Source organism: Streptococcus mitis (assembly GCF_003942865.1).
GTDB classification, from domain to species: domain Bacteria; phylum Bacillota; class Bacilli; order Lactobacillales; family Streptococcaceae; genus Streptococcus; species Streptococcus mitis_BI.
Map to the genome: position 1 here is coordinate 1 of NZ_RJNZ01000003.1, position 11,330 is coordinate 11,330.

Annotated in this window: 8 protein-coding genes; all 8 read left to right on the top strand. The window is 36.5% G+C overall.

Translation table 11 applies throughout. From position 1 onward, the window contains the following. The coding region (locus tag D8845_RS03160; RefSeq protein ID WP_142998968.1) for an LPXTG cell wall anchor domain-containing protein at positions 1-962 on the top strand (962 nt) is incomplete at its 5' end. Positions 963-1,376: 414 nt separating this feature from the next. Continuing rightward, on the top strand, positions 1,377-2,261 hold the full coding sequence (locus D8845_RS03165; protein ID WP_125452447.1) for a glycosyltransferase family 2 protein: 885 nt from the start codon (positions 1,377-1,379) through the stop codon (positions 2,259-2,261). 36 nt (positions 2,262-2,297) lie between these two features. After that, positions 2,298-3,545 (top strand): glycosyltransferase family 8 protein, encoded by a 1,248-nt coding sequence (locus D8845_RS03170; RefSeq protein ID WP_260467932.1) that lies wholly within the window; start codon positions 2,298-2,300, stop codon positions 3,543-3,545. After that, positions 3,514-4,743 (top strand): glycosyltransferase, encoded by a 1,230-nt coding sequence (locus D8845_RS03175; RefSeq protein WP_125452448.1) that lies wholly within the window; start codon positions 3,514-3,516, stop codon positions 4,741-4,743. Before D8845_RS03170 ends, D8845_RS03175 begins: the two co-directional genes overlap by 32 nt. Then, on the top strand, positions 4,733-5,623 hold the full coding sequence (locus D8845_RS03180) for a glycosyltransferase family 2 protein (protein WP_125452449.1): 891 nt from the start codon (positions 4,733-4,735) through the stop codon (positions 5,621-5,623). Before D8845_RS03175 ends, D8845_RS03180 begins: the two co-directional genes overlap by 11 nt. Positions 5,624-5,732: 109 nt before the next feature. Next, the gene (locus tag D8845_RS03185; protein ID WP_125452450.1) at positions 5,733-8,951 is read left to right on the top strand and encodes an SP_1767 family glycosyltransferase; all 3,219 of its coding nucleotides are present in this window, start codon (positions 5,733-5,735) and stop codon (positions 8,949-8,951) included. Between the two features lie 8 nt (positions 8,952-8,959). Further along, positions 8,960-9,967 (top strand): sugar transferase, encoded by a 1,008-nt coding sequence (locus tag D8845_RS03190; RefSeq protein ID WP_125452451.1) that lies wholly within the window; start codon positions 8,960-8,962, stop codon positions 9,965-9,967. Positions 9,968-10,095: 128 nt separating this feature from the next. Next, on the top strand, positions 10,096-11,325 hold the full coding sequence (gene secY2 / locus D8845_RS03195) for an accessory Sec system protein translocase subunit SecY2 (RefSeq protein ID WP_125452452.1): 1,230 nt from the start codon (positions 10,096-10,098) through the stop codon (positions 11,323-11,325). The last annotated feature ends 5 nt before the right edge of the window (positions 11,326-11,330 follow it).

Below are 11,330 nucleotides of genomic sequence, written 5' to 3' on the forward strand. Positions count from 1 at the left end.
GTGGTGCAAGCACGTCAGCAAGTACATCAGCTTCAACAAGTGCAAGTACGTCAGCTTCGACAAGTGCAAGCACGTCAGCAAGTACGTCAGCTTCAACAAGCGCAAGTACATCAGCTTCAACGAGCGCAAGTACATCGGCTAGCACGTCAGCTTCAACGAGCGCAAGCACGTCAGCAAGTACGTCNGCTTCAACNAGCGCAAGCACATCAGCAAGTACGTCCGCTTCGACAAGTGCAAGTACATCGGCTTCAACAAGTGCAAGCACGTCAGCAAGTACATCAGCTTCAACAAGTGCAAGTACGTCAGCTTCGACAAGTGCAAGCACGTCAGCAAGTACGTCAGCTTCAACAAGCGCAAGCACGTCAGCAAGTACATCAGCTTCAACGAGCGCAAGTACATCGGCTAGCACGTCAGCTTCAACGAGCGCAAGCACGTCAGCAAGTACATCAGCTTCAACNAGCGCAAGCACGTCAGCAAGTACATCAGCTTCAACAAGTGCAAGTACGTCCGCTTCGACAAGTGCAAGCACATCAGCAAGTACGTCGGCTTCAACAAGTGCAAGTACATCAGCAAGTACATCAGCTTCAACGAGCGCAAGCACGTCAGCAAGTACGTCGGCTTCAACGAGCGCAAGCACGTCAGCAAGTACATCTGTTGTAACAAGTAAGGGGCTTGCAGAGGTCAGATCGCTTGATAGCTTAGATATCAATAGTATTATTGCTTCAGATTCAGTAAGTACATCTGTATCTCAATCATTGTCATTATCGGTAAGTATGAGTGAATCAATGGTACATTCAACATCGATTAACTCAGAGCCTCAAACTATTCCAACTAAGGTAGGTAAGCAGTTACCGAATACTGGTGAATCAGCTTCGGTTTCTTCAGCTCTTCTTGGAGCAGTAGCTGGTCTAACAGGATTAGGTTTAGTAGCGAAACGCCGTAAAAATGATAACGAAGAATAAAGCGTATTGGTAGATAGTTGAGAATTGGCTAATCGGTCAGAAAAAACTCCAAGAGTTAAAAAACTTTTGGAGTTTTTTTCTCTGCCAACTGTATTGAGTTGATCAAAAAGTTACAACGTGGAGAGGAGTCAGATAGTTCTTCCCTTATATTAAAATTGTTGAAAGCTATAGTTACAAAGTTATTACAATGACCCTAAAAAATAGTAGTCTTACTTATCTTAAAAAGTTAAGAAAAATCCATAATAGAATCAGTAGTTGGAAATTTTTATTCGCTTTAAAAGTTAGTAGTTATCTATGTAATTCTTTATGAAATAGTGTAAAAATGGTATAATGTATAAAGGAAATTTCTAAAAAGTCTCATTTTTAGAGTAGTTAATCATAAATAAGTTAGGGACTCAGGATAAGGGAGTATAATTGGAAGATTTAATTAGTGTAGTTATACCTGTGTATAATGTAGAAAATTATCTGGAAGAATGCATTCAAAGTGTTTTGAATCAGACTTATACGAATCTAGATGTAGTTCTGGTAAATGATGGTTCTACAGATACTTCGGGGGAAATATGTGATCGATTTTCTGAATTGGATAGCCGGATTCGTGTGTTTCATACTGAAAATAAAGGTGCAGCCTTAGCTAAAAACTTCGGTGTTGCTCAAGCACTCGGGGAGTATGTCCTTTTTGTAGATTCAGACGATATTGCTGAAAATAGAATGGTCGAAACTTTGCATAAACAAGTGGAAGAGACTGGAGCGGATATTGTAATCGGTAATTATTTTATTTATGATGAGAATGATTGCCAGTGTAAATTCTATGTTCTCGAAAGAGACTTTTGCATTGAGGAATTATCAGCTCAGGAATTAATTAATCGCCAAGCAGGGGATTGGCATTTAAATGCTTCAGCTTTTATTATGCCCATGTTTAAACTGTTCAAAAAAGACTTGCTATTGCAAGTTCCATTCACTAATGGTCGGCGTTTTGATGATGAAGCAACGATTCATAGATTGTTTATAAAAAGTCAAAAAACAATTTTTGTAAATGATAATCTTTATATCTACCGTGTTAGACAAGGCAGTATTATGACTTCGCAATTTGATATATCTTGGGTACAGGATATTTTACAAGTATTTAGTTTAAAACTTGCGGATCTTATTCTTGCTGGTATTGATACTAGTGTTATGAGAACTCGTTTTGTGAATATTCTAAATGAATATAAATACTTATGTGAAACTTATAATCTCACAGATACTGATGAGTATAGAGAAATTTTGTTTAGATTAGATTTATGTAAGAAATTGGCTTAAAAATAAATGAGAAATGAAATATAAGAGGAGAATAAAATGCAGGGGGATATCACTGAACAAAAAAGAGCCATCGTACTTGGAGCCGATAGCAATTATATGGATAAGGTGGAAACAACGATAAAGTCAGTCTGTAGTCACAATTCAGATATAAATTTTTATATTTTCAACAGTGATTTTCCTACAGAGTGGTTTCAGTTGATGAACAAAAGATTGTCTGTATTAAATTCTGAAATTATAAATATAAAAATCACAAATGATACAATCAGTCACTTCCATCTTCCTACACCTCACCTTAGTTCTGCAGCCTACCTTCGATATTTTATTCCTAATTATGTTTTTGAGAAGAAGGTTCTCTATCTTGATAGTGATATTGTCGTAACCTCTAGTTTGGCAGCGTTGTTTGATATTGATTTGGATGGTTACCCACTTGGAGCTGTTCCAGATATTCCTACTACTGATGAGGAGTTTAATTCAGGCGTATTACTAATTGATACGGATAAGTGGCGTGAAGAGGATATTTCCAGACAGTTATTTGAGTTAACTATAGCTCATCATGAACATGTATACGGAGATCAGGGGATTTTTAATATATTGTTTAAAGATAGATGGAAACGCTTGGATTTAACCTATAATTTACAAGTAGGTCAAGATTCCCATAGACACTATTTAGGAGATTATGGCTGGTACGAATTATTTGATGGTGTTCCTAATATTATCCACTACACGACGGAGAATAAACCTTGGAAACATTTTCGCTTTAATCGCTTTCGGGATATTTGGTGGTTTTATTATGGTTTGAATTGGAATGATATCCTTTTGGATTCTTATGTATTAAAAGAACGATTTGAAGAATTGATTTCACCTATATCCCAGCATGTAAGTGTTTTTACTAATACAGGAGATATCGAAAGTATAGGATATTTACTTGCAAGATTGCCAGATGTTCAATTTCATATTGTAGCTCCAACATACTTTTCCCCTAATGTTATCGAATTGCAACGCTATTCAAATTGTTACATTTATCCATGTGCTGATCCTAAAATGAAGCGAGACATCATAGATAAAACAGATGTCTATCTAGATATTAACTACGGACCAGCTATGGACCAAGTGCTACAGGAGATGGTACGACAAGGTAAGACGATCTACTCATTTGATTCTACCAACCATTTTTCTAACGGAGAAAACACGATCTTTACAGTTGGTGAGGTAGATGAATTGATTCGAAAAATAGAAGAAGGTGGAGATAGGAATGCATCAAAAAGTGATTGCTCTTGGAGCTGATATTCATTACCTTGATAAGGTAGAAACCGTGATAAAGTCAGTATCGGTTCATAATCATAAAGTGAAATTTTATGTGTTTAATGACGATTTGCCTAGTGAATGGTTTTTATTGATGAGACATCGTTTGAAGATTATTGGATCTGAGATTATAAATGTCAAAAAAACAGCTCATAATCTTCGCGATTTCCACTTGCCGAATGCAAACCTGTCCTATGCGGCTTTCTTTAGATATTTCATTGCAGATGAAGTGCTAGAAGATAGGGTTCTCTACTTAGACTCGGATACGATTGTCAATGCAAAACTAGATGACTTATTCTACTTGGATTTACAGGGATACGCTATCGCAGCTGTTCAGGATTTTGATCAGAGTGGTTGGTTAACAACCTTTAATTCAGGTGTGATGGTGATTGATGCAAAGAAATGGCGAGAAAATCGGTTGACACAAAGTCTGCTAGAGTTGACTGCCCAACACCATGAACATGTCTATGGAGACCAAGGGATTCTCAATATGCATTTCGGCGATCAGTGGCTACATTTGGATAAAGAATACAATTTCATGGTTGGTTTGGATCAATTTCTCCATTTAAGTGGGAATGAGGAATGGTATCAGTCTAACTATTACGGAAATTGTGAACCAAAGATTATCCACTATACAACGGAATTTAAACCATGGACCCATTTGACGCTGACACGTTTTCGTAAGTTATGGTGGTTTTATTATGGTTTGAACTGGAATGATGTATTGCTAGAAACAGATATCATCAGACGTTCATTTTCAGAACTGGTGAAGGCTCCCTTATATCATACTTGTATTTTTACAAATAGTGCCGGTCTAGAATCAATAGAATACCTATTATCTGAATTGCCGGAACTTCATGTTACAGTATTGGCTCCAACAGATTTTGCTGAGAGCGTAGTTGATATGCAACGATTTTTGAATCTTTCAATTTATCCCAACTTTAGCCCTTTTAACAAGAAGGAAATCTTGGATAAGATGGATTTTTATCTGGATATCAATCATGGTGGCGTTGTAGGGACTATTATAGAAGAAATTCATGATAAAAACAAACCAATCTTCGCTTTCGATACTACCAGTCATGACTCAAGTGGTAGAAGTCAAATTTTTTCAACTGCTGAACCAGAAAAAATGGTGGAAGCAATTCGAAAATTTTTAGGAGTAAAACTGAATGGAAAATGAATTGATCAGTGTTATCGTTCCTATTTTTAACGTGGAGAATTATCTCCGAGAATGTTTGGATAGTATCCACCATCAAACATATGAAAATTTTGAATGCTTGTTAATCGATGATGGTTCTCCAGATAAGTCGGCAGAGGTTTGTAACGAATATATCGCCAAAGATTCACGTTTTCGTTATTTTAAAAAAGAAAATGGAGGAGTATCCTCTGCTCGTAATTTTGGAATCGACATTGCAAATGGAGATTTTGTGGCTTTTGTAGATGGAGATGATATTGTAAATGAGCATCAATTAGAAATCCTTTTTAATAAATTGAAGGAATATGATGCAGATATAGCCATTGGGAGCTATCATCAATATTCTGAAAAAGACGGCTGCTTTTACATACACTTTACGGATGAAGACTATGTAGAGCAACTTTATGGACCTGATGAGCTGATTATGAAGATTCCAGAATTAGAAAAAATTGATTTGTCATTTGTATCTCCTTGGGGAAAATTGTTTAAAAAGAAATTGTTTAATCATGTTAGATTCCCTGAAAATAAGTTGGCTGAAGATGCATTTATCATGTATAAATTGTTTTTACAATGTGAGAAAATGATTTTTATAAAGAAAAGTCTTTATATCTATCGTAAGTACGACGCTAGTTTAACAGGTTGCAAAATGTCAGAAGAAAAACTTAGTTTTGCTCCCGAAGCGCGAATGGAGCGTTTGGCAATACTAGCCGCATTAGGATATGATGTTAGTGAACATGCCCGTTGGTATTTGGAAGGATTGAAATTTTCCTTATATGAAGCAGGTGAAAATGTCTTAGAATCTACAGAAACTGCCCGACGTATTAGGGAAAATGTATATTTTCTTGAACATTATTCAATTAAATGAGTTGGCAAAGTAGTTGTCGAAAATCTAGTGTGGAAGAATATTAGAAACTATTTGTTAATAAATTTCGTAGAAAGCATACTCATAGTGAGTAACTCATAAAAGGATTTATATGAAAGCAATTGTTCTTGCTGGAGATAAGAACTATCTTACTCCAATGCTTACGACGATAAAGTCTATTTTGTATTATAATCAACAGGTTAAAATTTATATTTTGCATCAGAATATTCCTAGTGATTGGTTCCATGAACTTAAAATTCAAGTGGAAAAGTTAGGAAGTATTGTAGAGGATGTTTATATTGGTGATACGATTGATTCTGAGTGGAAAACTCGTGCGCACATTTCACCGATAGCCTATGCTCGATACTTAATTCCACGCTTGATTACAGAAGAGAGAGTAGTCTATTTAGATAGTGATATCATTGTCCATGGAGATTTGAGTTCATTATTTGAGTTGGATTTGGGGGACTATTCTTTAGCAGCAGTTAGGGATGCCGATGGCAATGGATTTAACTCAGGGATGTTGGTCATTGATAGTCCAAAGTGGAGGGAGAAGGATATTACTACTATGCTGTTTGATAAGACAGTAGAGTATATGTCGAGTTTTGAACAAACCACTCCTGAAGGATTTAATGGAGATCAGACGATCTTTAATTTGGTTTTTCAACATCGTTGGTTGGAGTTGGATAAAAGTTTCAATCTTCAAGTAGGCCATGATTTGGTTGCTTTTTATAGTCACTGGGATTCACATTTTGAATTGGATAAAGAACCACTTATTATCCATTACACGACTCATCAAAAACCATGGAAGACGTTAATTGGTTATCGCTACTGGGATTTATGGTGGGCTTTTCGAGATGTTAGTTATGATCAGATTGCTGCTCATTATCAAGGATATTTTACTATTAAAAGAGTTTATGAACGCCACGATACTAATCTGTTTATATTTACAGACAGTCAGGATTTACTCTATATGGAAGAATTGGTCAAATCACTTCCAGAGGCTGCTTTTCATATCGGCACCTATACAGATATGGGAGATATTCTTCTGTCTTTTGATCAGTATCCAAATGTTTACTTATACCCTAATATGGTAGGGGCAGTGATTGATGAGATGATTGAGAAGTCAGATGCCTATCTGGATATTCATAAGGGAAGTCAGATGGAATTTATTGTCAACCGTTATATCAATGAAGGAAAACCAGTGCTGACGTTTGATGTAACAAATAAAAATCAGTTAAAGAGAACAGTGGTTGCTTCTCAATCTCCTCTGGAAATGATAGAAGCCATAAAAGAGTTACAGAGAAAAAAAGTTGAAAAAAAAGCAATTGCATTAGCTGCTAATTATCAATCTGCTGATCAGGTGCTAACGACAATCAAATCAATCTGTTGTCATAATCGAGGGCTTCGTTTTTATCTGATGAACAGCGATTTTCCGACAGAATGGTTTTATAATCTCAATCGTAAATTAAAGAAGCTAGATTGTGAAATCGTCAATGCCCGTGTTAATGGTTTCCATCTAGACCAATATATGACAAATGTTCATAAAGAAGAATTTTTACCTTGTTTTATTTCGGATTTTGTTGAGGAAGATAAGGTCCTATATCTGGACTGTGATTTGGTTGTCACAAGAGACCTGAGTTCCCTGTTTGCTGTCGAATTGGGAGACTATCCCTTGGGTGCTGTTAAAGATTTGGGTGGACAAATTTATTTTGGTCAACATATTTTTAATTCAGGCGTGATGCTAATCAATAATCGTCTTTGGAAACAAGAAGAAGTTCGCAAGCAATTGATTGAAATGACCAATGAGTTGCATGACAAGGTTGCTCAAGATGTTCAAAGTATCTTGAATATCTTATTTAAAGACCATTGGTTGGCTTTAGACTTTAAATATAATTGTAGTACCTTGCACATGCATTTTTCAGATTATCGACCAGAACCTGGGACTTATCCACCGATTATTCATTATTTGACAGAGAGAAAACCATGGGGACTGTATGAACGCTCCATTTATCGAAATGTTTGGTGGTATTATAATGCCCAAGATTGGTCTGATATGAGTCAGGTGACGCCTTGTTTGACACAAGAACAGGTGAATCACTACACAGGGATTCAACATTCAGCACTAGTCTATACCTTCTCAAGTGACTTGAGAAATATGGGCTACTTGATTGAAAATCTACCAGAGGTCAAGTTTTATGTAGCTGCCCCAGTCATGGTAGCTGATAGTATTACAGCTTTACTAGCCTACCCCAATGTTTCAGTCTTATCGGATATCGCTGGGCAACCAGCTTTGATTGATAGTTTGGTTGAGGGCTGTGACTTCTTACTAGATATTAATGCTGATGTTGAAGTTGATGGCATTATTGGACGTTTTCAACAAGTGGGAAAACCAGTGTTTGCTTTTGAAAGTGTTGCTCACGGTAAGCAAGGGCAGTTCCTCTATGATCAAGGGCATCCTGAAGAGATGATTCTCGTTATTGAAGAATATTGTCAAAATGGGAAGTTGCCTGTAAAAAAGCATCAAACTTATCCAAAGGTGCTGGATATCCAACAGAGTCTTGATTATATACTAGAGTACGATTCTTCTGTTATTCGCTATGGGGATGGAGAAATGGATATTATGATGGGACATGGGATTCCATATCAAGACTATGATGAGAAACTGGCAGCGCAACTTAGAAGTATAATCCAACTAGAGAGTTCCCCAGAATTGCTGATTTGTCTTTCAGATGTTTTTGAAGGCTTGGAACGTTACAATATTGAAGCTGTCAACTTTTGGCAAAAGCATTTGGAGCAATATAAAGAAGCTTATCATAGATTTTGTACAGCAAGCTTTTATGGTTCGACTTTTATATCCCGTCCTTATATGGATCTTAAAGATAAGTCTGCTTCGGTTACTCACTTTGAAAAATTAAAGAAACTTTGGGATAAACGAGATATCTTGATCGTCGAAGGTGAAAACACACGTTCAGGAGTTGGTAATGATCTTTTTGACAATGTTCAGTCGGTTGAGCGTATTATCTGCCCTTCTAGAAATGCCTACAGTAAAGTTCAGGCTATTCAAGAAGCGATAGAGAAGCATGCCGATGGTAAATTAGTATTCTTGATGCTTGGTCCTACAGCCAAGGTTTTAGCTTATCACTTAAGCAAAAAAGGTATACAAGCGATTGATTTAGGTCATATTGATTCCGAATATGAGTGGTTTAAGATGGGAGCAACTTCAAAAGTGAAATTCTCGCACAAGCATACCGCAGAGCATAATTTTGATCAAGAAATTCAGCTAGTTGAGGATGAAATTTATAATAAGCAAGTTGTCGTAAGGATTTAAATAGGATTATGAAGATAAATATTACAAATATTTACGGTATGTCTGGTCAGAGTACAGCTTTGATCGCCCAGAATGAAACCGTTAAAATTGCAAGAAAGTTAGACTTTCACGAGCTTGGCTTTTACTTTTACGATATTTATAGTGACAGTCAAGGTGAGCTGAATAGTCGTTTAGATGGTGTCATGGCTCGAGTGGGTTACGGTGATATTGTCGTTTATCAATCTCCATCATGGAATGGTAGGGAGTACGATCAAAATTTTATTAGAAAATGTAAGATTTTAAATACGAAAATTATTACCTTCATTCATGATGTTCCACCCCTTATGTTCCCATCAAATTATTACTTGATGCCTGAGTACATTGAGATGTACAACCAATCGGATCTAGTAGTTGTTCCATCAGAACAAATGAAGGAACGGCTCATTCAGGAAGGATTGACAGTTCAAAAAATTATTATCCAAGGCATGTGGGACCATGTTCATAACTATCCTTTGAGACAACCTGCTTTTCAGAAAAAACTATCTTTTGCGGGTAGTGTGGAGCGCTTTGAACACCTATCCAACTGGACTAACTCAATTCCTCTCGATATTTTTTCAGAATCGAATCAAGAGAATTACCTCCCTACAGTTTCTTTTAAAGGCTGGAAAACAGATCCAGAGTTACTTTTTGCTTTGTCAGAGGGAGGCTTTGGCTTAGTATGGGGAACCAGTGAAAATCTAACTGATGAGGAAGATTACTATCGATTGAATATCTCTCATAAAGTCAGCACATATCTTGCTGCTGGGATTCCAGTGGTAGTGCCATCCTATCTCTCAAATGCCAGTTTCATAAGGGAAAAAGGCTTAGGTTATGTAGTGGATAGTTTGGAAGAGGCCAATCGTCTAGTAGAGGAAACAACAGCAGAAGCTTATCAATACATGGTTGAAAATGTATATAAAGTTAGTTATGCCTTGAAACAAGGCTACTTTACAAAAAAACTATTGATTGATGCAGTGATGCAAGTTTTGGATATCTAGAGCATGATAGTTATGGAATGCCCTCATCCATTAGGATGAGGGAATACCATTATTGGCAAAAGATTTATTTATAGATTTAGCCATTTTTATTAGAATATTTCATTGGTTAAATAAAGTAGGAGAAAAATTTGAAGAAAAAATTGACATCGGTCATCGTTAAAAGAGTCATGTGGACGATTTCCTTCTTATTTATTTACGTTTTAGGAAGTAGATTGACCCTTCCCTTTGTAAACGTAAATGACACGAATTTTTTGGGTGGAACTACAGCTTTCTTAGCCTTTTCAACTGCTATAACAGGTGGTAATCTTCGGAGTCTTTCCCTATTTTCAGTTGGACTGTCTCCATGGATGTCGGCTATGATTTTATGGCAAATGTTTAGTATGTCTAAAAAACTTGGATTGGGGAGTTTACCACTAGAAGTTCAAGATCGACGAAAAATGATATTAACGTTTGTCATTGCTTTAATCCAATCATTAGCCATTACTCTAAATCTCCCTATTCAGTCAGGATTGAATTATGGGCTAGTCTTGACCATGAATGTTCTACTCTTGATTGCGGGCACCTTTTTCTTAGTCTGGTTATCAGATTTGAATTCTTTGTTTGGTGTCGGAGGGTCTCTAGTTATCTTGATGTCAAGTATGGTGTCTAGTATGCCAGAAAACATCTTAAAAAGTATCAAAGAATTACAAGTTGGTCCCTTATTGATTGTGGCTCTTTTGATGCTTTCAGTGGTATTTTTAGCGATTGCAGTTAGAGTTCAGAGAGCTCGTTATCGAATTCTGGTAAATAAGATTATGATACACAATCGCTTTAAACGTTATTCTTATTTGGATATACAGCTAAATCCTGCAGGAGGAATGCCTTTTATGTACGCCATGTCCTTGGTATCTATTCCGCAGTATTTTCTAATGTTACTCCAAGTTATTTTTCCAAATGCTTCCTGGATACAGTATTGGATAGGCCAATTTGCAATTGGACGACCGGTCTGGCTGTATACATATATTGTGGTACTGTTTATATTGGGACTTGCTTTCTCTTTTATTAATATGAATGGAGAAGAAATTGCTGAGAAGATGAAAAAATCTGGGGAGTATATCTATAATATATATCCAGGAGAAGAAACAAGCCGGTATATCAATTGGTTGATCTTGCGTTTTGCAGTCATTGGTTCTACCTATACTGTTCTGATGGCAGGATTACCAATGTTGATTGTATTATATGATCCGCGCTATATGCAACTAACGATGCTTCCAGGTTTATTCTTTATTTTTAATGGAATGGTGTTTAATATCAAGGAAGAAATTGATGCCTTGACATTAAATGAGAACTATAGACCACTCTTAGAAATCGATTCATAATTGTG

Bases quoted from the DNA above. Each gene is read 5' to 3' on its own strand.
- D8845_RS03170 (WP_260467932.1), top strand. From the start codon at position 2,298: ATGCAGGGGGATATCACTGAACAAAAAAGAGCCATCGTACTTGGAGCC.
- D8845_RS03175 (WP_125452448.1), top strand. From the start codon at position 3,514: ATGCATCAAAAAGTGATTGCTCTTGGAGCTGATATTCATTACCTTGAT.
- D8845_RS03180 (WP_125452449.1), top strand. From the start codon at position 4,733: ATGGAAAATGAATTGATCAGTGTTATCGTTCCTATTTTTAACGTGGAG.
- D8845_RS03185 (WP_125452450.1), top strand. From the start codon at position 5,733: ATGAAAGCAATTGTTCTTGCTGGAGATAAGAACTATCTTACTCCAATG.
- D8845_RS03190 (WP_125452451.1), top strand. From the start codon at position 8,960: ATGAAGATAAATATTACAAATATTTACGGTATGTCTGGTCAGAGTACA.